Source organism: Bradyrhizobium sp. USDA 4354 (assembly GCF_054060315.1).
Window position 1 is genome coordinate 7,982,788 of the sequence record NZ_JBSSDC010000001.1, and the last position, 21,397, is coordinate 8,004,184.

Consider the following 21,397-nt stretch of genomic DNA (forward strand, 5'->3'; position numbering starts at 1 on the left):
GCAATGCGGCACCCTGTTTCTGAATGTTTCATCCTGCCTGAAGAGGAGCGGATGATGGAGACGCGGCATGGGGAACGTCATCAACCTGAATCGTTTCAGGAAGCGCGCCGAGCGGGAAGCCTCGGCGAAGCAGGCGGACGCCAACCGGGCGAAATTCGGGCGCACGAAGGCGGAACGGTCGGCGGAGGAGAAGCGGGCGGACCAGGCCAAGGAGCATCTGGATCAGCACCGGATCGATCGCGAGGAGCAGCCATGAAGTCGCCGGTCGTGAAACGGTCGATCGTCGTCGCCGGTCACAAGACCAGCGTCAGCCTGGAAGAGGCGTTCTGGAACGGCATGAAGGAAATCTCCGGCCTGCGCAACATGACCCTGTCCGAGCTGGTCGGCGAGATCGACAACAACCGCCAGCAGGGCAATCTGTCGTCGGCGATCCGTCTCTTCGTGCTCGACTACTTCAAGAGCCGCGCCATGGCCGCCCAGCCGGACAAGGTCCCGGCCCAGTAGCCGTCGGGGGCACCCTTGATGGCGCCCCCGGCCCCTGCACCTTAAAATCACTCTAAGGTGCAGCTTCGGCGGGCGCGCGCGCTTGACCTCAATGCCCTGCGTTGAAAATACAGGGCATGAGCGACACCACTGACACGCGTTTGAACATGCCGCTGGGTCTGGCCCAGCGCGGCTATACCGGCGTCATCCAGCACCTTGCCGCCAAGCAGGCGGGCTCGGCACTCTCGGACGTCGAGCTGGAGAGCCGCCTGATCGAACTCGGCTTCGTCGAGGGCGCCCGGGTCGAGATCTTGCATGAGGGGCTTGTCGGGCGCGACCCGATCGCCGTGCGGGTCGACAGCATCACCATCGCGGTCCGCCGTCGCGAAGCCATGGCCATCATCGTCGCTTAGACAGCGGCGGGACGCCTCATTAAAAGCCGTTTGCCGGGCCCTTGATCACATGGAACCACCCCTGCTGCATCTCGCCCTGGTGGGTACGCCAAACAGCGGCAAGACCTCGCTATTCAACGCCCTGACCGGCAGCCGGCAGAAGGTCGCGAACTATCCCGGTGTCACCGTCGAGCGCAAGGAAGGCTTCTTCGTCACCCCCTTGGGACGCCAGGTCTCGGTGGTCGACCTGCCCGGCACCTATTCGCTGCGCGGCCGCAGCCCGGACGAGGAGATCACCCGCGACTTCGTGCTCGGCAAGGCTACTGGCGAGATCGTGCCCGATCTCGTGCTGTGCGTCGCCGATTCCACCAATCTGCGCCTGACCATCCGCCTGCTGCTCGAACTCAAGCGCACCGGACGGCCGATGATCCTCGTGCTCAACATGTTCGACATCGCGAGCCGCCGCGGTATCACCGTCGACGTCGAGCGGCTCGCCAAGGAGCTCGGCGTGCCCGTGGTCACCTCGATCGCGGTGCGCAAGGGCGGCACAGCCGACCTGCTGACTCTGACCGACGAGATCTCGGTCAAGCTTGCCACTGAGCCACAGGAGAACAGCTGGCGCGCACTCAGCGTCAGCGAATTGCGCGCGACCCAGCGCGAGGCCGACCGCATCATCGCCGACTGCGTCAGCCTGCCTGCTCGCCCCGATACCTGGACCGCGCGGATCGACGCGATCGTGCTGCATCCGGTCGGCGGCCTCATCGTGCTCGCGCTGATCCTGTTCGTGATGTTCCAGGCGGTGTTCGCCTGGGCGCAGCCGCTGATGGAGCTGCTCAACTCCGGCTTCGATGCGCTGGGCGAGCTCGTCCACAACACCCTGCCCGCCGGCCTCCTGCAGAGCTTCCTTCAGAACGGCGTGATCTCGGGCGTCGGCAGCGTGATCGTGTTCCTGCCGCAGATCATCATCATCTTCCTGTTCATCCTGCTCCTGGAAGATTTCGGCTACATGGCCCGCGCCGCGTTCCTGATGGACCGCATCATGGGCGGCGCTGGGCTGCACGGCCGCGCCTTCATTCCGTTGCTGTCGAGCTTCGCCTGCGCCATTCCCGGCATCATGGCGACGCGCGTGATCGACAACAAGCGCGACCGGCTGACCACGATCCTGATCGCGCCGCTGATGACCTGCTCGGCGCGCATTCCGGTCTACACGCTGATCATCTCCGCCTTCATTCCGGCCAGGGATGTCTGGGGCTTCATCAACCTCCAGGGCCTCGTGATGTTCGGCCTCTATGCGGCCGGCATCACCAGTGCGCTCGTCGTCTCGTTCCTGATCAAGTTCTTCATGCTGCGCGACTTTGCGCCGGCGCCGTTCATGCTGGAGCTGCCGGACTACAAGATGCCGCGGCTGAAGTCGATCGCGATCGGCATCTACACCCGCGCCAAGATGTTCTTGCAGCGCGCCGGCACCACGATCTTCTCGATGATGGTGCTGATCTGGTTCCTGGCCTCGTTCCCGCAGCCGCCGGCAGGCAGCACCGAGCCTGCCATCGACTTCAGCCTGGCGGCGATGATCGGCAAGGCGCTCGAGCCGCTGCTCGCGCCGGTCGGGTTCAACTGGCAGATCGCAGTGGCGCTGATCCCCGGTATGGCGGCGCGCGAGGTCGCGGTCGCAGCCCTCGGCACCGTCTACGCGATCGAAGGCGGCAAGGAAGCGGCCGAGCAGATCGGACAGGTGCTGGCGACGAAATGGTCGCTCGCAACCGCGCTGTCGATGCTGGCCTGGTACATCTTCGCCCCGCAATGCGCCTCGACGCTCGCCGTGATCCGGCGCGAGACCGGAAGCTGGCGATGGATGGGCGTGACCTTCGCCTACATGCTGGTGCTGGCCTATGCGGCGAGCCTCGTGACGTACAACGTCGCCGTCGCGCTGGGGGCGGGATAGCCCTCGCCAAATCGAAAACGCGAAAACAACCCCATGCACAGTAGACGGGGGTTGTGAAATCAACGGCTTACGCGAGTGCAAAGATCATCGGGGCTACGAACTCTGCCCCGTTGACCCGTCGGGCAAAACAGGGGCATGATGTCATCATCAGCCCGCAGCGATAGCAGCATGAATGACGACACGCCACGGAAGCGGCGATCTGTCTCCATGAACCATTTCAGCACCGACAGACTGACGGCCGAACGGCTACGCGAGGACCACCTCGCCGATCTCGTTGCATTGCATCGCGATGCCGAGGTCTCCCGTTATCTCGGCGGGGTGCGGACGCCCGAGGTCACGAAGGCCTATCTCGCCACCAACATGGCCCATTGGGACCAGCACGGCTTCGGACTCTGGACGCTGCGAACGAAAGATGGGGCCTTCGCGGGACGTGCGGGCATCCGGCACATTCTCGTGGATGATGTCGACGAGGTCGAGATTGCCTACGCGTTCCAACGCGAATTCTGGGGCCAGGGATTTGCAAGCGAGATCGCGACTGCGCTGACGGACATCGGGCTGTCACAGCTCGCGCTGCCGTCCCTGATCGGCATCGTGAATGTCGCGAATGGTGCATCCCGCCGCGTGCTGGAGAGATCAAACTATCTCCTCGGGCGGAGCACGATACGTCACGGCGAAGACGTCGCGATCTACCGCATCAGACGGTGAGCAACGACGGCGTAGAAGCAGCCGCTAGAGACGCTACGGTCGAGGCTCACCTGAAATACCCCAGCACGAGATCTACATCCGCGCTGCGGGCCACCGTGCCGTTCAGCTCGGCGTCGATGACGCGGCGGCAGGCGTCCACCGCGGCGTGGTCGCCGAGGTCGTTGGCGGCTTCCAGCACCAGCCAGGCGGCGTCCACCGAGGCCTTGTCCGGCGCTGCGCCGGGAAGATCGGCGGTGACGGCATTGCTGAGATTCTTCTTGCGAACGGCGGTGCCGAATTGAGGCAACATTGCAGATACTCCCCTCTCGATTCCCGCTGAGTGAACCCGCTCAGTGTATTTGGAGCTCGGGCTGACGGCCCGTAGCGGTTTCGGCACCCGCGCTGTTCTTGCGCGACTGGTAGAACTTCAAGATGCTGCGCGAGGTCTCGATCTTGAGCCGGCCGAACTCGCGCTCGTTGTCCTGGAGGTCGCGCGCCGTGATCAGATGATCCTTGGCGCCGAGGAACAGGAGCGACATCGTCGTGTCCCAGGAGAAGTCGAGCGCCTTGCACAAGACCAGGATCATCTCGCGGTTGCGATCCATCAGCGCGCGCTCGATCACGTCGACAGGCAGTGACGAGAGCAGCGACAGGCCGATCTGCACCTCGTCGAAGCGGTGCTGGCGCGCATAGTTCGAGATGGAGTCCTGATTGAGGTTGCCCTGCCGGTACTGCGTCGTCACCACGCGCTTGGCGACGAAATAGCTGCGCGAGGACGGGCCGAACTTGGACTGGAGATCGCCGGTGACCTCGGTCACCGAGCTCTGGATCTGCGCCATCATCTCGGGCCGCTCGGTCTCGAGCCGGCGGCGGACGTCTTCCGACGCCTTCGCGATCAGCTGCTGGAAGATGTGGCGCGGCACGTCCTTGCGCAGGCCGAGCTGCTCGGCGAGAATCGAATCGCCCTCGGCGCGGCGGACCATGTGCAACAGGCCAGATCCGGAGAAGCGCGCGCCCTCGTTCTTGGCCACCGACGTCACGACCTCCTGGTTGCCGCGCTTGACCAGCACGTCGGTCACCGCTTCGCCGAGCGACTGGCGCTGGGAAATCGCGAGCAGATGCGCCTGGCCCTTGGTCATGGCGCTCTCGACCAGCATCTTCTCGTCGATGCGATTGGAGTCGCGCAGCACAGGGCCTGCGACCTCGATCTCATCGTCGAGGGCGAGCTTCTCGATCACATTGAGCGGGGCATGATCGCACGCCGACATGACTTCAGAGAGCTGCGCGCGCGCAGCAACCTCGATCTCATCGGCGAGCCGGCCGATGACCTCGCCGAACATGCTGATCTCATCGTCGCTGTAGCGGCCGGTGATCAGAATATCGGTCGCATGCCACAACGCTTTCGCCCTGCTTTCGTCCGTGCCGCGCGCGATCGCGTCGTCCAGATCCTGTAGAAGCGATTTCGCCCCGTTCATCTCGATCACCCCAGTTCTTGGTAGCCCTTTGGCGAACCGTGCCGCGCAGCTTGCGGCCAGACGCCAAATTCCTCTGGGGACCGACGCTAGAGATGAAACGCGAGAATTCAGTAAAATCGGCAAATCAGTTTTGCCGACGAAAATTCAGTAAAATGCGAGGGAATGGGTTTACTGCGGGAGAAGGAAGACGGTGCGCGCCCTCTCCCGCTTGCGGGAGCGGGTTGGGGAGAGGGCTGTCTCAACAGAGAGATTCCCTACATGGAGAGAACCCTCACCCGGCGCCATAGCCGATGCGAAGCATCGGCGTCTTACAGAACGGCGGCCAGAGGCCGCCTATGCCGACCTCTCCCGCAAGCGGGAGAGGTGCAGGGAGCCCGCGGACAGATCTCTCCAGTCCAAGTTCGCCCTACGGATTCTGCGGCGTCAGCACCAGCGGCGGCTTCGGCCTGGGCTTGGGAGGCGGCGGGCCGGGGGCGGGCTTCACGTCGATCGGCGGCGGCAGCGGCGCGGCCTGCTGGCTTGCGAGCGGCGGGCTTGTGAGTGGAGGGCTTGGCGCGGCGGGAGCTGCTTGCGGCGCCTTCGGCGTCGGCGCGGCCTTCTCGACCTTCGGCTTTGCCGGCGCGCGGCGCGGATCACGGCCGGGCAGCGGCACATCGAGCAGCGGCGGCTCCGGATCGGGCGAGACCAGCGTCGGAAGCGCGGCCGTTGCCGGCGGCGGCTCGCCGCGCTCGATGGCGTCTAACCGTCGCGTCTCGCGATCGATCGTGCGCACCGCAAGCCATGACGACAGCGGCGCGAGGTCGATGGTGCGGCTCAGCCTGTCGGGAGGGCCTGCCGCGAACAGCTGGATCTCCGGCGGGGCGCCGGAGAGCCCGGTCATGATCGGCGTCAGGCTGGCGCGGATGTCGGCCTGGTCGGCGGGAATGTCGTAGCCGCCGGAGACGATGGCGCGGGCGTTCTTCGCTTCCAGCGGCGTTGCGCCGACGCGCAGGCGACCGTCGCGGATCGTGAACGGGATCTGCGCCGAGGCCACCGCAATGGGACCCGCCGCCAGCGCGGGCTCGACGAGCTGCCGCAGCCGGTTGTCGTCATTGACCTGGCCGCCGTCGCTGGCGCGGATGGCGATCTCGAACGCGCGGGGATTAAGGCCGGCGATCTCGGCTGACTCGAGCGTCACCGTGCCGTTGCCGGCGAGCGCGCCGGTCAAGGCCGCGACGCTGCGGCCCTGGCTGGTCAGCGCCATCTGCACCGAAGCCCGCCCCTTGGGCAGCGCGAGGTCGCGATAGCGCAGCGCCGCCGCCTCGACTTTGCTGAGCTCGACGCGCGCGTTCAGTGCAAGACCGCCCGCGCCATTGCGCGCGTCGAGGCTCGCAGACATCTCCCCGCCGCCGATGCCGCCCTTGAGCGCATCGAGCGCGAGCGACTGGCCGTCACTCCGGATGGTGCCCGCGAAGGGGCGCAGCTCGATGCCGCCCGGCAATGTGCCGCGCAGCGCCTGGAAGACGATGCGGCCACGCCAGCCGCTAACGAGCCCGGGGCTCAGCGGCTCGCCGGAATCGTGCCCCGCCGCGCCGATCGCCATCGCGAGCGCCGGCGCAAGATCGAGCGTATCGAGGCCGACTTCACCGTCGATGCTCTTGTCCTGATCGAGTGCCACCGTCAGATGGCCGCGCAGATGCGAGCCGGCCGCGTTGCTGTCGAGATCGTCGAAGGTCAGGCGGTTGCCTGAAAGCCCGACGCGGGCGGACAGGCTGACCTTCTGCGCTGATTTGTCGGTCGCACTGATCCCGAACAGCGGCGCCAGATTGACGTTGCGGACGCGCAGGCTTGCGCTGCCCTTGGATGCCGACCCGTCAAAGTTGCCCTGGGCCTCCGCATCCAGGACGCCCGAAAGCTTTGCGCTGAATTGCAGCGGCTTCTGCCAGGTGCCGGTCACCTTGCCTTCGAACTGCGAGGCGCCCTCGCCTGCCGCCACCATGCGATCGAGACCGAGCAGCGCCAGCAGCGCGCCGGCCTGCGGCGTTGATACTTTGGAGTCGAGCGTGAAGTCGCTGTTGCGCAGGCGGTCGATGTCGATGCCGCTGACGGCGGTCACTGGCGTCTGGGCAGCCAGCTTCGCGGTCGCCTTGAGCTGCGGTGCGTCGAGGTCGAGCACGGCGCGGGCATTGCTGCGGTCGGCATGCTCGGCGCTCTTGTCGAGACTGAGATCGAGCTTCAGCCGCGTCGCGCCCGGCAACGCCGGGATGGCGTCGACGCGCGCACGCACCGCGGGCGCAAACGGCTCGATCAGCGCGGTGAGCTCACGCAACGAATTGGCGGAGGATTTCAGCGCGAGCTTGCCGGTGGCGTTGGTGCGGTCGAAGCTGCCGCTCGCCTCCGTGGTCACGCCGCCGGCCTGGCCGAAGCGCAACTGCTCCAGCGACAGCGATGCGGGGCTGTATGCGAGCCTGGCTGCGAACGGCCGCAGCTCCTGGCTGGCGGAGATCGCGCGGCCGATATCGAGCGAGAGCTTTGCTTCCTCCGGCCACTCGCCTTGCGGCCCTGCGAGCGCGCGCACGAAGCTCGCGGCGGCATCGAGATCGAGCCGGTCGGCCCTAAGCTCCGCATCGATCCGCGAGCCCTTGCTCGCGCCTGTCTGCACGAAGGCGATGCGGCCCTCCACCGCGCCGCCTTCGATATCGGCCTTCAGCCTGTCGATGGCGAGATGATTGGCGGCGATCGTCACGTCGCCGGCGAGGCGCAGCGGCCGCGTGCTGCGGCGGTTGATCTCGCTGCGGCCCTGCAGCCAGGCCACCAGCGTGTCGGGGTCCGAGGACTCTACGCTGAGCCGGCCGCTGAAACTGTCGGCGCCGGGAGCCGCGCCATTGAGCGAGAGCTGCGTCATGCCAGGCGCGCGCAGCTCGAGCCGCCGGAAGGTCCAGGACCTGCCGTCGGTCGCAAGCTCGGTCGCGATGTTCTGGAGCGGACGGCCACCAAACATGATCTGATCGGCATTGAACTCGATCTGCGCCGGGATCGGCACCTGCGGGATCGCCGCCAGCCCCGCGCGTAGCGCCGGCATGACGCGCTGCGGATCGGCATCGTCCCTGGCGGTCAGCCTGTCGGCATCGACCTGCCGCGCCGACAGCACCGCGCGCAGCAGCGGCGAGCTGCCGAACCTGAGATCGCCGACACCGCCGAGCTTCAGCGCGGTATCCTCCGTGCCGAAGCTCGCATCGATCTGGTCGAATTTCGCGCCGGCCGGATCGGCCTTGAACCTGGTCGCGAGCTTCCAGGGCGTCGGCCCCACCTCGCCCGCCTTCTTGGTTGCGGGCACAGCAAACGTCAGCGCGCCCTCGAATTTCGGCTGGCGATTGTCGAAGGCGAGCACGCCTTCGAGATCGGCGAGGATGGCGCGCTCGCCGGGATCGATGTTGAGGTGGAGACGGGTCGCGCTGCCGTCGGCGCTGGGGCCGGAGGAGACACGGAATGGGTAGCGCACTCCGCTCGCGGTGAAGCTGCCGTCGCCCCGCACCGAGCCTGCGAGCGAGCGCACGTCGCCGGAGAAGGCGATGTCGTTCAATTCCAGCGTGGAGCGGCTGGCGGCGTCGTGCAAGGCGATGCGGCCGGTGAGGTTCAGCCGCTCGATGGCGAGGGACGCCAGATTGAAGGTGCCGCTCGCGGTGGACGGCAAATCGACCCGCCCGCGCGCGTCCAAGCCAAGATCCAGCGCCATGCCGCCCACCGAAAGCTCGGTGGCGCGCCATTCGCCGCGCATCAGGGAGCCCAGGCTGAACTCGACATCGAGCTTGTCGGCGCGCAGGCGGCCGAGATCGTTGTTGCCGCCGAAGGTGACGGAGCGCAGCCGCAGCGTCGGCGTCGGCAACAGCCGCGCGTCGAGCTGACCCGCCACCCGCACCGGCACGCCGATGATCTTGCCGGCCTCCGCCTCGAACTGGGGCCTGAACTGGTTCCAGTCGATGTAGTAAGGCCCGATCAGCGCGGCCAGCAGCGCAATGATGAAGGCAATCGCCAATCCGAGCAGCGTCGTCTGCACGGGTCTCCCCTCGGCCAAACCGGCCCGGGCCGAACCTGAGGGCCTCAGGCGCGCCGGAACAGCCCCTTATATAGGGGGAAGTGTGGCGAAGTCACAGCGACTGTTGCGCGCGGAGGTTAACGCGCGCCCCTCACCAGCTCGCCGGCAGCCGCTTCAGCCCGCGCAGCACGAAGGTCGACCGCCATTCCGGGTTTTCGGCGTCATCGATGCGCAAGTCCGGCAGCCGCCGCAGCAGCGTGGCGATGGCAATCTCGGCCTCGATGCGCGCCAGCTGGGCGCCCAGGCAGAAATGGATGCCGCCGCCGAACGACAGCGGCTTGACGTTCGCCCGGGTGACGTCCAGCCGGTCGGGCCGATCAGGATAGACCGCGGGATCGCGGTTGGCCGAGCCGAGCAGGCACAGCACGGTCTCGCCCTTGGGAATCTTCACGCCGCCGAGATCGTCGATATCCTCCAGTGTGACGCGCCCGGTCATCTGCACCGAGGAATCGTAGCGCAGGAATTCCTCGATCGCGCCCACCATCAGCTCAGGCCGCGCCTTGAGCAGCGCGAGCTGGTCCGGATTGCGGTGCAGAGCCAGGAGGCCGTTGCCGATCAGATTGACGGTGGTCTCATGGCCGGCCACGAACAGCAACATGATGTTCGCGGTCAATTCCTCATTGGTGAGCTTCTTGCCGTCTTCCTCGGCCAGCACCAGCTGGGTCGTGAGGTCGTCTCCCGGATAGCGGCGGCGCAGTTCGAACAATTGCTGGAAGTACATCTGCGCCATCAAGTTGCGCGCGTTGCTCTGCTTGATTTCGTCCGGCGTCAAGGGGACGGGATCCAGGATTCGCACGCCATCGCTCGAGCCCTTGTGAAATCCCTCGCGGTGCTCTTCCGGGATGCCAAGCATGTCGCAGATGATGGTGACCGGCAGACGGAAGGCGAAATCCCCGATCAGGTCCATCTTGCCGCGATCCATCATCGCGTTGAGCGTCTGATCGACGATTTCCTGGATCCGCGGCCGCATGTCCTCGACGCGGCGGGCGGTGAAGGCCTTCACCACGAGACCGCGCAGGCGAGTGTGATCGGGCGGATCGGCCTGGAGCATCGTGTGGCCCAAATTCCGGAAGACCGGCTCCTCCATGATGTTCGGACCGTAGCGGCGCGTGGTGCGTTCGACGAAATCCTTGCCGAAGCGCTTGTCACGCATCACGAGACTCACCTCGGCATGACGGCTGGTGACGAACTGGCCGAACGGCGTCACATGGATCGGGTCGAGGGTGCGCAGTCGTTCATAGTGCGGATAGGGATCGCGGATGAAATCCGGCGAGAGCGGGTTGAACAGCGGTCCGCCGGCGCCTTGCACGTGCTCATTCATGGTGACCTCAGATCGGTTGCCGCATGACACACGCAAGGCTGCCCCATTTGCCTGGCGCAACCATCCCTGAAATTATCAACTCGATACATTGTTGTATCGAGTTGCAGTCTGCCCTAACCTGCGCCGATGTCAAGGGTGAGAACGAGACCGACCAGGGACGACACGCGCGACAAACTGTTCGAGGCGGCCGCGCGCGTGTTCGAGGAGGACGGCATCGGCGGCGCCAGCATCGAGGCGATCGCGGCTGCCGCGGGCTTCACCCGCGGCGCATTCTATTCGAACTTCAAGAGCAAGGACGAATTGATCATCGCCATGCTCGAGGACCATGTCGAGCAGTCGATCCGGCGCAACATGGACATCCTCGCCCAGCATGACAATCTCGACGATTTCATCGCGGCCTTGAAGACGATGGACCGTAACCGGCAGGATCCGCTCGGCCGCTCGCCCCTGCTCCACATGGAGATGATCCTGTTCGTCGCGCGCGCCGAGAAGCGCCGGCCCGAGCTGGCCAAACGCCTGCGTGCGCGGCGCAAGCTGGTCGCCGACATCGTCGAGGCGACGTTGAAGAGCAACGGGCGCAACGACAATCTGAACCCGCCCTGGATTGCCTCCGTCGTGCTCGCGCTGGAAGATGGCTTTCGCCTGCACCGGCTGATCGATCCGGAGACGACGCCGGCCGACAGTTTTCTGCGCGCGATCACGGATCTCAGGCGCAGGACGGGAATGACCTCGGCCTAGCGGGAGAGCTGCGAGATTTGTCGCAGGATCGGGCAAGGCATGTCTGCTTTGGGAAAGACGCTTCGATCCGCGCCGCGCCACAAACAAGCCCCATCGTTCGAATCCAGGGTTCCGTCCTGCCAGAGTTCCCGAGCGGCGCAGCCACGCCGATGTCCCTTGTCGAAGCCCTGAGGGCGGTTGGCGGTCTTCCGCCAAAGGCGCGGGCGAGCTTTTGCTGGGGACGATGCGTTCGCGGCACCTACGCCCCCTCGGATCAGGCCAAGGAGATCACCAAGTCCCGCAGCTTCACCATGCCCTCCCGCGTGCTGGCGCGCTTCTCGGCGGACCGCGACAGCCCGAACGCGGTCGACACGCACGGGTGCTCGCTGCGCGGCTTCAGCTTCCGGCTCGGCAGCGGCCTTCAGCGCTCCGAGATCCTCACCCAGAGCGCCCCTGTTCATTTCGCCAGAACGCCCGACCAGATGCTGGCTTTCCTGCAAGCGCATATGCCGGGACCGGATGGCAAGCCGGACATGGCGCAAGTCGCGGCATTCTCCGCCGCCAATCCCGAAACGCTGCGTCAGGCAAGTTACCTTGCCGCAAATCCGCCGCCCGCAAGCCTTGCCCGTACGACCTATTGGGGCGTGCACGCCTTTCCCGCAACGAACGCAAAGGGAGAGACACGGTTTATCAAGTTCAAGGTCGTGCCGGTCGGCCAAGAACGCAGGCCGGCCGCGGACGGGGCCACGGCCAAGTCGGCCAGCTTGTTGCGCGATCTCGAAGCCCGGATTGCGGCGCGCGATGTCAGGTTCAGCGTGATCGCGCTGCTGGACCGTCCCGGCGATCCCGTCATGGACGTGACCATCCGCTGGCCCGACGAGGATGGGCGCGAAGCGGTGCGCCTCGGAACGATCGTGATAACGGGCACTGAATCAAGCGAGGCGTGCGACGCGGCCGTGTTCAATCCAGCCAATCTTGCCGAAAGCATTGGCCATCCGCCGGACGAGATGTTTGCGGCGCGGCGCGCCGCCTACGCCATCTCCCAGACAAGGCGGCGCTGAGCGGAAACCTCAGGTTTCGCTGTCCAGCACGCCTTGCGCCTCACGGCGCCACATTCCCGGGCTGATGCCGACCACCGAGGAGAACACCCGGGTGAAGTGGCTTTGGTTGGCGAACCCGGCCGATATCGCAATCTCCGCCAGCGACAGGTCGCGCACCGTCATCAATTGCTTGGCCGTGTCCACGCGCTGGCGCAGCAGCCATTGGTGCGGCGGCAGGCCGGTGGAGACGCGAAATGCGCGCGAAAAATGACTGACGGAGAGATCGAACTCGGCTGCGATCTTCTCCAGCGAAAGCTTGCCGCGGAGATCAGACTCCAGCCTTTCGCAAGCCCGCTTCACCTGCCATGGGGCAAGGCCGCCGCGCGCCGGCTCGGCGGCGCGCCGCAATCCGCCGTAGGTCGTCGCGACATGTGCGGTGAGCGCGAGCATCATGTGGTCGATGAAGAGCTGGTTGGCCTCTTCGGCCTGCCGCAACGCCGCCAGGAACGAGGCGCCGAGATGGCGGATCGTCACATCGTCATGGCCGACACCGGGCTGGTAGGCGAGTTCACCGATGCGTGGCGCGCCGCCTTGTCTCGCCATATCGTCCAACGCCGAACGGGGCAGATGGAAGAACAGAGAATGGAAGGGCTTGTCGATCACGTAGCGCGGGTCGCGTTTCAGGTCGTACAGATATGTGGCGCCGGCGTGGATATCGCTCTTGACCACGCATCGGCCGCGCTCCCAGCACTCGCAATCGGCGAAATCGCGGAATTTGAGGCTGACGAGATAGGCGTCCTCCGCGGGCATCGACTCGGAAAGACGCGTCACGGGATGGTCATCCCGGGTTTCGGTGACGGCAAGCTCGGCGCTGCGCAGCGAACGCGTGACCAGCGCTGGCGGTGCATCCTTCAAATGCAAGAATCGTTCGAGCTTCTGCGCGAAGGCGCCCGCCTGTGTCATGGGAATGCATCTCGCATGTGAGGAGACCGGAGAGCGGAGGCGCCACCGCCAAATCAGGCCCATTATCCGACATCGGCAAACGACGGTCCAGACTTGCGCGTGGGAACCCTAACCGGGTGACTCCTCGCCGCATCCATTGTCACAACACGTTTTCACAAGAGATTTCAACGGATTTTGATTCCGCTTGCGCGAATGCTTCGACAACTCGTCGCCCGCGTATCGTGCGATTGTGAAAGCGCGCGCCTCCTCGGAGCATTTCGCCTGCACACATCTCCGCTTCATGCTGAGCGACAGGAGCGATGTACGCGGCGACGCTCTTTCACCGCCTGCGCGGCGTCACAGGTGACGCAGCATGGCATGAGATCCAGAACCAAGATCGCTTCTACTCCGCTCGTGCTTTGATCTCCGGCAAAGGCGGCTTGCGCTCGAAAGCTTTCTTTTTCGGTGGCGCTGGCAGCAATCCCTCCCTGATCGCCTGCTTCCGGGCGAGCTTGCGGGCGCGGCGAATGGCCTCGGATTTCTCGCGGGTCTTTCTCTCGGACGGCTTTTCGTAGGACCGGCGCTGCTTCATTTCCCGGAAGACGCCCTCGCGCTGCATCTTCTTCTTGAGAACGCGGAGTGCCTGCTCAACATTGTTGTCCCTGACGAGTACGTGCAATTGATCCTCCTGGCTCGGGCTGCGAATGCGAGACGTCCTGCAGCGCAGCCAATTGCGCAGGAGCTTCATTGCGATTGTTGAGGATAGCAGCGGCGACATTCGTCGCGGCTTCGGACGAGCCGACCTGCTTGTCACAGCGAGTGCTTGATGGCGTCAACGTGACCACTGTCGCGCAGCGCTGTCAATCGATAACGTCCTGCTTGCAAGTCGACGGACACACGCAAGGCGCTTCGATCGGAACAGAAGAACTGCCTCGCGGAAAACAAACTGGCCTCGCTCCTTGCTAATCCGCGAAAGTCATATATATTGCACTCGTTCGATTAGCCGCTGTGCCTTGTTGAATGCGCCCGCGGGCTCCTTTTCCAATGACATCGACGAAGTTGAAGATAGCCGCGTGATTGTTGCGCGGGATGCGTTCGCGCGCTTTGGAGAAGAATATGGCGACAGGTACAGTCAAGTGGTTCAATGGCCAAAAGGGCTTCGGTTTCATCCAGCCGAGCGACGGCGGCAACGATGTGTTCGTTCACATCAGCGCCGTTGAAAGGGCTGGACTTGCTGGTCTCGGCGAAGGCCAAAAGGTCAATTTCGAGATCAAGACCGACAAGATGCGAGGCAAAGTCAGCGCTGAGAACCTCTCGCTGGCTTGATATCGTGGCGCCGTTTCACGGATGTACTGAAACGGTTGCTTTGCCCGCTCAATCCCGGGATTGAGCGGGTTTAGCCGTTGCAGATCCGGGTGAACGATGAGCACCAAGAAACCGGCAGAGCCGTCACCCGAAAGCATTGCGCGTTCCGATCGCAAGCGCCTGGCCGCTGAAGAGGGCGCGCGGGCATTGGCAGACGTTGAAAGGCAAGCCATCGAGGTTCGCAAGAACATGGCGCGGCTCCGAGAGGTACGCGAGGCGAAGGAAGCGGCTGATGAAGCTCTTCGAGCGGCTTTGCCAGCGCCTACGTTCAGGAAGCGTTCAAGGAAGCCGGCGCGATAGTCGTCTTCAACGCCGCCGGCGACATCTGAAGTGCCGATCACATGCCGGAGAGTGCAGATCGTGCCTAAAATCGAGCCAGACCAAGGGACCATCACCTTCTTTCTCGCGTCCGGCGCAAATCGGCAGATGTGCCGGCTTGCCACGACCTTCAACACGCAGAAGCAGGCCTTCAGCTATCTGCAGAAGCATCGAACGGAGTTCGAGCGTATGGCGCGGGCGCGCCTGGCTTCAGGGGAGCTCGAGGACGGCATTGTCGTGCTTTCGATGCTCTAGTCAGTGCGGACACGTGAGCGAGAGCACTTTTGGCGGCCTCAATCGGCGCGTCGAACTTCTTTCGCAGACGAATGTCGCTCTCAAAAGTAGAATTGCGACACTAGGTCTTCCTCTCGGACTGGCTTCGTCGTTCAGCCTCCCTCGCCAGCCGTTCAGCCTTCAGTCGCTCCCGATTTGCGTGGAAATCCTGTTCCGCTTTCTCGTAGTCGGTCACCGGCTTCGACGCGGTCTTCCTGAAGAGGTTGTTCGCCTCCTTCGCTGCATGCGATTGGGAATGCCGTCTCATTGCTTGTCCTCCCTGTCTCCAGTGATTCGAAGTCCGCCGGTGTCGGCGGCTTCTTGGTGCTCGGCCCATTCTCGGATCGGCTTGCTGCGCTTGGACCGATCAATTCGCACCCGTAATGGACTTGAGCTGCGGTTGCGAAGGTCGAAAGCCCGCCGCTCGGGCGGTGACGCTGCTTTCCAGTCCTTTCATCGGGCCCATGCGGTTTGCAAACAGGACATGGCGCGGTGCCCCTCCGGCGGACGTCGAAGACCAAACCGCCGGTCGCCGATGCGTTCCTATCGGCCGGGAATATCGCTCAAAGTCGCCTACGCCGACCGCTTTGCCGCAGCCCCGCCCGCGGGGTCCAGGTCGAGCCGCCCCAGCATCGCCCTCGCCTGCTCGGCGCAGTGCTCGATCAGCCAGCGCTCGAAGGCAACCGGAGCCAGCGCGGGTGCGTAGAGGGAGCCCTGAACGATGTCGCAGCCGAGCTCGGCCAGCGTCCTGCGCTGGCCCTCGGTCTCGACACCCTCGGCAACGACGGTCATGCCGAGGCCCTGGCCGACGCGGACCACCGCGGTGGCGATCGCGAGCGCGCCCGCGTCTTTCTCGATGTCACGCATGAAACTGCGGTCGATCTTGAGTTCGCGGATCGGCAGATGCGCGAGCCGGCTGAGGCTGGAATAGCCGGTGCCGAAATCATCCACCGAGAGGCCGACGCCGAGCTCGCGGATCGCATTCATCGTCTCCAGCGCGGCGACGCCGTCCTGCATGAACGCGCCTTCGGTGATCTCCAGCATCAGCGCGTGCGGCGGCAGATCGTATTCGGCCAGGATGTCCTTGAGCCGGGCCGCCAGCGTGACGTTGCGGAAATTGATCGGCGACAGGTTCACCGAGACGCAGGGAATGTTGAGCCCGGCGCGGCGCCAGCTCGCCATCTGCCGGCAGGCCTCGCGCACGGACCAGAGGCCGATCTGCTCGATCAGGCCGCATTCCTCGGCGAGCGGGATGAATTTTGCCGGCGAGACGTCGCCGAGCACGGCATCACGCCAGCGCGCCAGCGCTTCCACGCCGTGGATCGCGCCGTCGCAGCTGCGGATCTGCGGCTAGTAGCTGAGGCTCAGTGCGCCCTCCGCGACCGCGCGGCGCAGCGCCACGATCAGCGCCAACCGCTGCTGCCGGGCGCGATCTGCTCGACGCGGCGGCACAGCCGATCGGCGATCTCGCCGATCGGCACCTCGTCGGCGAGCGCGCTCGTGATGAGCTGCTGAAGCGAGCGCAGCTGCTTGGTCTCGGTGATGTCCTCGAGCAGCGCGAGGATGTGCCTGACCCGGCCCTTGCTGTCGCGGAAGGCATCGATCCGGGCGGAGACCCAGATCTCCTCACCATCTTTGTCGTAGACGAGCACCTCGAACCTCGCCGCGATGGCCGCCACGCATCAGGCGCTTGACGAGCTTGGCGACCGCCTTGCGATCGGTGTGGCGACCGGCAACGAGCTCGCCGGCGCGGCGGCCTTCGGCCTCCTCGCGGGTATAGCCGAACAGCGCCGTGAACGCCGAATTGACGTAGACGATGTTCTGCTCGACATCGGTGACGATCACCACGCGGTTGGTCTGGTCGGCGACGGCGTGGAGCAGCCCGGTCCGGACGCGGCGCTCCGCATCAAGGGTGACGTCGCGTGCGAACACGATGTGATGGGTCGCGCCGCCAATCGTCACTGATGACACCGACACCATCGCCTTGATGCGGCTGCCGTCGCGCCGCGCGAGGCTGATCTCCTCGCGGAAATCGGCAGTCGCGCCGGCCCGAAGGCGATCGAGAGTGAGAACGGCGGCGTCGCGGCCGAGCACCTCGGCGGCGGCGAGCTTCCAGATCCGCTCCGCGGCGGGGTTGAAATGGGTAATGCGATGCGCCTCATCAACGATGACGATGCCGTCGTCGGCGCGTTCGAGCGCGGCGCGCAGCACGCCAGGAATTTCTGTCACAAGGTGATCGGAGGCGGGCATCGTCTGAACCGGCGGCATCGGGAAATGCGGCAATCGGCGAGAAGTTAACGCTCCGATGGTGTCCAAGACGTTTTTGCAATTCCGTCGCGCCGCGCCAAGAGGCGGCATGCTTAACGCTTCGCGAAAACGCCGAAGGTATTTTGATGCGTACGGGACCTATTCGGATCCCGTTTTGAGCTTGTTCAGCCGACCAGCCACGGCCCGCACCTTGCCCGGCGCTGCCTGCCAGATCGCGAGCGCCGATATTCCGCTCACGACCATTGCGACGGCGAAAGCCAGCGTGTAGTCGCCGGCGCGATCATAGAGGAAGCCGGTCACCCACGGTCCGGCCGCACCACCCGCCAGGGCCGCCAGCATGATCGTGCCGAAGATGCTGCCCTGGTGCCTGCCCTGGAAAATCTCGAACACCACCGCGCCCATGATCGAGGTGAGGCCGTAGCCGAGCGCGCCTTGCGTGAACACCATGAGATAAACCAGCCAGAACGACGATTGATACTTCAGCGCGATCAGCGCGGCGAAGCAAACAACAAAACCTGCGCAGCTGATCGCCCAGACCCACTCCCGGCCAATGCGGTCCGAGACATGCCCGAGCACGATCTGGCCGGGAATGCCGAGCAGGCTGACGATGCCGAGTGCCCACACCGCAACGCCGGGGCTGAAGCCGATGTCGAGCAGGAATTTGGTCTGGTGCACCTGCACCGCGTACCAGATGTAAAGGCCGCAGAAATAGCCGAGCGCGATCCACCAGAAACGCGCGGTCGCGACGGCGCGTTGCAACGTCCATTCGGTGCCGGCCCAGACGGGATCGACGATGTTGGAGACGGATTTTGCGGCGCCTGCGGCCGGCGCAGAATCACCGTCCGGCTGAAGGCCGATGTCCTCGGGGCGTTTGCGCAGCGACAGATTGATCGGCGCCAGCACGATCAGGACGAGCAGGCCCATCGCGGTGCAGGCGGTCCGCCACCCGGTTTGCTCGATCAGGTGCTGCACCCACGGCAGCAGCGTCACCGAGCCGATGCCGACGCCGGCGAAGGCGATACCGATGGCGAAGCCACGCTTGCGGATGAACCAGTTCGGCAGGAACAGCGACTGGCCGGAATAGCCGAGACAGACGCTGCCGGCGCCGACCATGACGCCGATGGTCACATAGAGATGCCAGGGCGCGCTGGTCAGCGGTGCCAGCAGCAGCCCGCCGCCCATCAGCACGACCCCGAGCTCCATCACCGCGCGCGGACCGGCGCGATCCATCAGGCGGCCGATCAGCGGGCTGACCACGCCCGACACCACGAAGCCGAAGGAGAAGGCGCCCGCGGTGAGGCCGCGCTCCCAGCCGAACTCGGAGATGATGGGCGGAAAGAACAATGAAAAGGCGGTGCGCGCATTGACGCCAATGGCCATGGTGACGAAGGTCACGGCGACCACGACCCAGCCGTAGAAGAACGGAAGCCGCATGTTGTGCTTATTTCATCCCTAGACGATCCTTCGGACCATCCGGGGATGCTCTGGTCAAGCGCTTTTCGCGCATGCCACTTAGGCGCACTCAGGCGGCGTCGAGCTCTGAGGACTTGACCGGCGCATCGAACAGGATCCGCTCGATCGGCTGCGGCCGCCCGAACAGATAGCCTTGCGCGAAATTGACGCCGAGCGCCTTCAGACGCTCGAATTCCTCGCGGGTCTCGACGCCCTCGGCGGTGACCGACATGTCCAGTCCGCGCGCCAGCGTCACGATCGAGGAGATGATCGCAGAGCTGCGCGGCTGATGCGTGAGGTTGCGAATGAACGACTTGTCGATCTTGATCTTGTCGAACGGAAACGCGGTCAGGTAGCTGAGCGACGAATAGCCGGTGCCGAAATCGTCGAGCGCGAGCTCGACGCCGAGGTGCTTGAGCCGCTCCATGAAGGCGTGGTTCTCGACGGCGCGCTCCAGCAGCACGGATTCCGTGATTTCGATCTCCAGCCGCTGCGGCGGCAGGCCGGCATCGGCGAGCGCCGCGCAGATCATTTCGAACAGCTCTGCTTCCTTGAACTGGATCGGCGACAAATTGACGGCGACCATGAGATCGGAAGGCCAGCCGGCTGCGTCCGCGCAGGCGCGCCGCAGCACGAATTCGCCGAGCGGCACGATCAGCCCGGTCTCCTCCGCGAGCGCAATGAACTGGTCCGGCGGGATCAGTCCGCGCGTCGGATGTCGCCAGCGCACCAACGCCTCGAAGCCGCGTCGGGCGCCGCTGAGGGCGTCGACGAACGGCTGGTAGTGCACCTCCAGCTGGCAGCGCGCGATGGCGTCGCGCAGATCTCCTTCGAGCGTGTTGCGGGCCTCCAGCTCGGCCGACATCGCCTCGTCGTAGATGGTGAAGCAGTTGCGGCCAGCCGATTTCGAACGATAGAGCGCGAGATCCGCCTTCTTCAGGAGCTGCTCCTGATCGCTGCCGTGATCCGGCGCGATCGCGATGCCGATGCTGGTGCCGATCTCGACGCGGTGTCCGGGCAGCAGGAACGGTTCGCTCACGAGCTTGGCGATCCGCGCCGCCAGCTCGGTCGAGCAGGCGCGCTGATCCTCGCCGGCTTCCTGGATGATGGCGAATTCGTCGCCACCGAGCCGCGCCAGCACGTCGTTGGCGCGCACTGCGGATTTCAGCCGCTGCGCCACCTGGCGCAGCAGCGCATCGCCGGCTGCGTGACCGAGGGAGTCGTTGACGTTCTTGAAGCGGTCGAGGTCGAGCATCAGGATCGAGAAGGGCAGGCCCCTCACGCTCAACTGGCTGTTCATCTCGTCGAGCCGGGTGAGGAAGAAGGCGCGGTTCGGCAATCCGGTGAGGATATCGGTCTGGGCAAGCTCGAGCACCCGCCGGTTTGCCAGCGACAGACGCCGCGAATTGCGGCTCGCGAGCATCAGATAGGTCGACAGCGACAGCGTCAGCAGCATGCCGACGACGAGGACCGCGACCGCGCGATCGTAAGTCGTCGCCAGCGGACCGCCGGCGGTAGGAACCGCCCGCACCTGCCAATCGGTATCGCCGATCCTGAGACTGCCCGACCAGTGCAGGACCCGTGCGATGTCGCGCATCGACCGTAGCGCCGTGGCGGCCGACGAATAATCCGGCAGCATTTCCTCCAGGCTGACGATCTGCGCCGTGAAGGGCGGGAAGACGTTCATGCTGACCGCGGGGCTGGCTCCGGTGGTCACGCGAATGGACTGGATCAGCAGCGGCAGGTCGAAGATGCCGACCACGAAACCGGCGAGATTGCGGCGCCGGTCCGCGATCTCCTCGCGCGAGGTTCCCTTGGCGTAGACGGGAATGGCGACGAGGACGTCGGGCGGCCGGCCGCCCTCCTTCGGCTCGAACAGGCGCGTGCGGATGGCCGCGACGCGATCGTTGTCGCGCGCGCGCTCCAGCACCGCCCGGCGCTCCGGAACTGTCGCATAGTCCATGCCATAGACCGACGAGGTCTTCGGCTGAGTCGAGTAGAACACCGGAAAATATTCGTCGCTCTGCGGCGCGATGACGAAATTCTCGCCCTGGAGCGACTTGATGCGATAGCTGGACAGGCCGTCCCTGATCGCGGCGGTCTCGTATTCCGCGCGCTCCTTGCGGTTGACGCGCGGCAACCAGGCAATGCGTAGCATGCCGGGATGGCGCTCGAACAGGCGGGCGCTGAAGGTCTCGAATTCGCTGCGGGTGACTTCGTCGCTGGTCGATTCGAACAGCGTGCGCAACGCGAGAAGCCGCGAGATGTACTCGTTCATGCCGTTCTGCATGACGATCGCCTGGGTTTCGGCCGCGTTCTCGAACTCGATCCGGGTGACGCGATCTTCCCATCGCCCCACGGCGGCAGCGCCCATGATCGAGAACAGAAGGCCGACGCCGACGGCGACGAGCGCAGGGCGAAAGAGCCCGAGCAGCGGCGCGGCACGCCACCATCCGGTCATGCGCTTCCGATCCTGATCGTTCTGATCGCGACCGCCCATCTCGAAGCCGCCGTCCCCTATCCGCAACGAACCGAACCTCTGGTTGAGGTGCCGGCGCCGCTATCGGAACAAGACTGCGGTTAAGAACTGCACAATTTCGGAACCCGATCGTTTTGCAATGCGGAAATTAGTTAATGGAGTCTGCGAACG

Annotated in this window: 21 protein-coding genes; 10 read left to right on the plus strand and 11 right to left on the minus strand. The window is 65.1% G+C overall.

The window, feature by feature from the left end; all coding sequences use genetic code 11:
* The first annotated feature begins 67 nt into the window (after positions 1–67).
* The 5 genes from ACVIIV_RS37070 (at position 68) to ACVIIV_RS37090 (ending at position 3,522) form a co-directional block, all read left to right on the plus strand.
* Complete coding sequence (locus tag ACVIIV_RS37070; RefSeq protein WP_027572510.1) at positions 68–256, plus strand: DUF4169 family protein; 189 nt, start codon at positions 68–70, stop codon at positions 254–256.
* A complete protein-coding gene (locus ACVIIV_RS37075) occupies positions 253–504 on the plus strand; it encodes a ribbon-helix-helix domain-containing protein (RefSeq protein WP_025038043.1) in 252 nt (83 codons plus the stop codon). The genes ACVIIV_RS37070 and ACVIIV_RS37075 overlap by 4 nt, the downstream gene beginning before the upstream one ends.
* Before the next feature lie 116 nt (positions 505–620).
* Entirely contained in the window at positions 621–896 is a 276-nt protein-coding gene (locus ACVIIV_RS37080) for a FeoA family protein (RefSeq protein WP_456748618.1), read from the plus strand.
* Between the two features lie 49 nt (positions 897–945).
* A complete protein-coding gene (gene feoB, locus ACVIIV_RS37085) occupies positions 946–2,817 on the plus strand; it encodes a ferrous iron transporter B (protein WP_456748619.1) in 1,872 nt (623 codons plus the stop codon).
* Between the two features lie 207 nt (positions 2,818–3,024).
* Positions 3,025–3,522 (plus strand): GNAT family N-acetyltransferase, encoded by a 498-nt coding sequence (locus ACVIIV_RS37090; protein ID WP_456748620.1) that lies wholly within the window; start codon positions 3,025–3,027, stop codon positions 3,520–3,522.
* A gap of 46 nt (positions 3,523–3,568) precedes the next feature.
* On the opposite strand, the gene ACVIIV_RS37095 is transcribed toward ACVIIV_RS37090, so the two are convergent.
* The 4 genes from ACVIIV_RS37095 to ACVIIV_RS37110 form a co-directional block, all read right to left on the minus strand.
* Positions 3,569–3,811, minus strand: a complete 243-nt coding sequence (locus ACVIIV_RS37095) for a hypothetical protein (RefSeq protein WP_456748621.1) — start codon at positions 3,809–3,811, stop codon at positions 3,569–3,571.
* Positions 3,812–3,851: 40 nt separating this feature from the next.
* Positions 3,852–4,976, minus strand: a complete 1,125-nt coding sequence (locus ACVIIV_RS37100) for a DUF2336 domain-containing protein (RefSeq protein ID WP_456748622.1) — start codon at positions 4,974–4,976, stop codon at positions 3,852–3,854.
* A 406-nt stretch (positions 4,977–5,382) separates the two neighbouring features.
* Positions 5,383–9,012, minus strand: a complete 3,630-nt coding sequence (locus ACVIIV_RS37105; protein WP_456748623.1) for an AsmA family protein — start codon at positions 9,010–9,012, stop codon at positions 5,383–5,385.
* A gap of 130 nt (positions 9,013–9,142) precedes the next feature.
* Positions 9,143–10,372 carry a cytochrome P450 gene (locus ACVIIV_RS37110; protein WP_456748624.1) on the minus strand — a complete coding sequence of 410 codons (1,230 nt, stop codon included), beginning with the start codon at positions 10,370–10,372 and terminating at the stop codon, positions 9,143–9,145.
* Positions 10,373–10,498: 126 nt separating this feature from the next.
* Here ACVIIV_RS37110 and ACVIIV_RS37115 point away from each other — a divergent pair, with 126 nt between their 5' ends.
* A complete protein-coding gene (locus ACVIIV_RS37115; RefSeq protein ID WP_456748625.1) occupies positions 10,499–11,110 on the plus strand; it encodes a TetR/AcrR family transcriptional regulator in 612 nt (203 codons plus the stop codon).
* Between the two features lie 149 nt (positions 11,111–11,259).
* Positions 11,260–12,150 (plus strand): catalase, encoded by an 891-nt coding sequence (locus ACVIIV_RS37120; RefSeq protein ID WP_456748626.1) that lies wholly within the window; start codon positions 11,260–11,262, stop codon positions 12,148–12,150.
* A 9-nt stretch (positions 12,151–12,159) separates the two neighbouring features.
* Here ACVIIV_RS37120 and ACVIIV_RS37125 read toward each other — a convergent pair whose 3' ends face one another.
* Together ACVIIV_RS37125 and rpsU are read right to left on the minus strand one after the other, a co-directional pair.
* Entirely contained in the window at positions 12,160–13,092 is a 933-nt protein-coding gene (locus tag ACVIIV_RS37125) for a helix-turn-helix domain-containing protein (RefSeq protein WP_456748627.1), read from the minus strand.
* 382 nt (positions 13,093–13,474) lie between these two features.
* Positions 13,475–13,750, minus strand: coding sequence for a 30S ribosomal protein S21 (gene rpsU / locus ACVIIV_RS37130; protein WP_456748922.1), 276 nt, complete (start codon positions 13,748–13,750; stop codon positions 13,475–13,477).
* 437 nt (positions 13,751–14,187) lie between these two features.
* Here rpsU and ACVIIV_RS37135 point away from each other — a divergent pair, with 437 nt between their 5' ends.
* From ACVIIV_RS37135 to ACVIIV_RS37145, 3 genes are all read left to right on the plus strand, one after another.
* Positions 14,188–14,397, plus strand: a complete 210-nt coding sequence (locus tag ACVIIV_RS37135; RefSeq protein ID WP_456748923.1) for a cold-shock protein — start codon at positions 14,188–14,190, stop codon at positions 14,395–14,397.
* A gap of 96 nt (positions 14,398–14,493) precedes the next feature.
* Positions 14,494–14,736 (plus strand): transcriptional regulator, encoded by a 243-nt coding sequence (locus ACVIIV_RS37140; protein ID WP_456748628.1) that lies wholly within the window; start codon positions 14,494–14,496, stop codon positions 14,734–14,736.
* 51 nt (positions 14,737–14,787) lie between these two features.
* The gene (locus ACVIIV_RS37145; protein ID WP_456748629.1) at positions 14,788–15,009 is read left to right on the plus strand and encodes a hypothetical protein; all 222 of its coding nucleotides are present in this window, start codon (positions 14,788–14,790) and stop codon (positions 15,007–15,009) included.
* 591 nt (positions 15,010–15,600) lie between these two features.
* Here the strand turns inward: ACVIIV_RS37145 and ACVIIV_RS37150 are convergent.
* The 5 genes from ACVIIV_RS37150 to ACVIIV_RS37170 form a co-directional block, all read right to left on the minus strand.
* The gene (locus tag ACVIIV_RS37150; RefSeq protein ID WP_456748924.1) at positions 15,601–16,371 is read right to left on the minus strand and encodes a putative bifunctional diguanylate cyclase/phosphodiesterase; all 771 of its coding nucleotides are present in this window, start codon (positions 16,369–16,371) and stop codon (positions 15,601–15,603) included.
* Between the two features lie 59 nt (positions 16,372–16,430).
* Positions 16,431–16,679, minus strand: coding sequence for a PAS domain S-box protein (locus tag ACVIIV_RS37155; protein ID WP_456748630.1), 249 nt, complete (start codon positions 16,677–16,679; stop codon positions 16,431–16,433).
* Entirely contained in the window at positions 16,654–17,256 is a 603-nt protein-coding gene (locus tag ACVIIV_RS37160; RefSeq protein ID WP_456748631.1) for a PAS domain S-box protein, read from the minus strand. Before ACVIIV_RS37160 ends, ACVIIV_RS37155 begins: the two co-directional genes overlap by 26 nt.
* Positions 17,257–17,433: 177 nt before the next feature.
* On the minus strand, positions 17,434–18,729 hold the full coding sequence (locus ACVIIV_RS37165; protein ID WP_456748632.1) for an MFS transporter: 1,296 nt from the start codon (positions 18,727–18,729) through the stop codon (positions 17,434–17,436).
* An 88-nt stretch (positions 18,730–18,817) separates the two neighbouring features.
* Entirely contained in the window at positions 18,818–21,208 is a 2,391-nt protein-coding gene (locus ACVIIV_RS37170; protein WP_456748633.1) for a bifunctional diguanylate cyclase/phosphodiesterase, read from the minus strand.
* Positions 21,209–21,397: the final 189 nt, after the last annotated feature.

Bases quoted from the DNA above. Each gene is read 5' to 3' on its own strand.
- ACVIIV_RS37165 (WP_456748632.1), bottom strand. From the start codon at position 18,729: ATGCGGCTTCCGTTCTTCTACGGCTGGGTCGTGGTCGCCGTGACCTTC.
- ACVIIV_RS37120 (WP_456748626.1), top strand. From the start codon at position 11,260: ATGTCCCTTGTCGAAGCCCTGAGGGCGGTTGGCGGTCTTCCGCCAAAG.
- ACVIIV_RS37135 (WP_456748923.1), top strand. From the start codon at position 14,188: ATGGCGACAGGTACAGTCAAGTGGTTCAATGGCCAAAAGGGCTTCGGT.
- ACVIIV_RS37170 (WP_456748633.1), bottom strand. From the start codon at position 21,208: ATGACCGGATGGTGGCGTGCCGCGCCGCTGCTCGGGCTCTTTCGCCCT.
- ACVIIV_RS37140 (WP_456748628.1), top strand. From the start codon at position 14,494: ATGAGCACCAAGAAACCGGCAGAGCCGTCACCCGAAAGCATTGCGCGT.
- ACVIIV_RS37125 (WP_456748627.1), bottom strand. From the start codon at position 13,092: ATGACACAGGCGGGCGCCTTCGCGCAGAAGCTCGAACGATTCTTGCAT.
- ACVIIV_RS37100 (WP_456748622.1), bottom strand. From the start codon at position 4,976: ATGAACGGGGCGAAATCGCTTCTACAGGATCTGGACGACGCGATCGCG.
- ACVIIV_RS37080 (WP_456748618.1), top strand. From the start codon at position 621: ATGAGCGACACCACTGACACGCGTTTGAACATGCCGCTGGGTCTGGCC.
- ACVIIV_RS37075 (WP_025038043.1), top strand. From the start codon at position 253: ATGAAGTCGCCGGTCGTGAAACGGTCGATCGTCGTCGCCGGTCACAAG.
- ACVIIV_RS37110 (WP_456748624.1), bottom strand. From the start codon at position 10,372: ATGAATGAGCACGTGCAAGGCGCCGGCGGACCGCTGTTCAACCCGCTC.
- feoB (WP_456748619.1), top strand. From the start codon at position 946: ATGGAACCACCCCTGCTGCATCTCGCCCTGGTGGGTACGCCAAACAGC.
- ACVIIV_RS37070 (WP_027572510.1), top strand. From the start codon at position 68: ATGGGGAACGTCATCAACCTGAATCGTTTCAGGAAGCGCGCCGAGCGG.
- ACVIIV_RS37090 (WP_456748620.1), top strand. From the start codon at position 3,025: ATGAACCATTTCAGCACCGACAGACTGACGGCCGAACGGCTACGCGAG.
- ACVIIV_RS37095 (WP_456748621.1), bottom strand. From the start codon at position 3,811: ATGTTGCCTCAATTCGGCACCGCCGTTCGCAAGAAGAATCTCAGCAAT.
- ACVIIV_RS37115 (WP_456748625.1), top strand. From the start codon at position 10,499: ATGTCAAGGGTGAGAACGAGACCGACCAGGGACGACACGCGCGACAAA.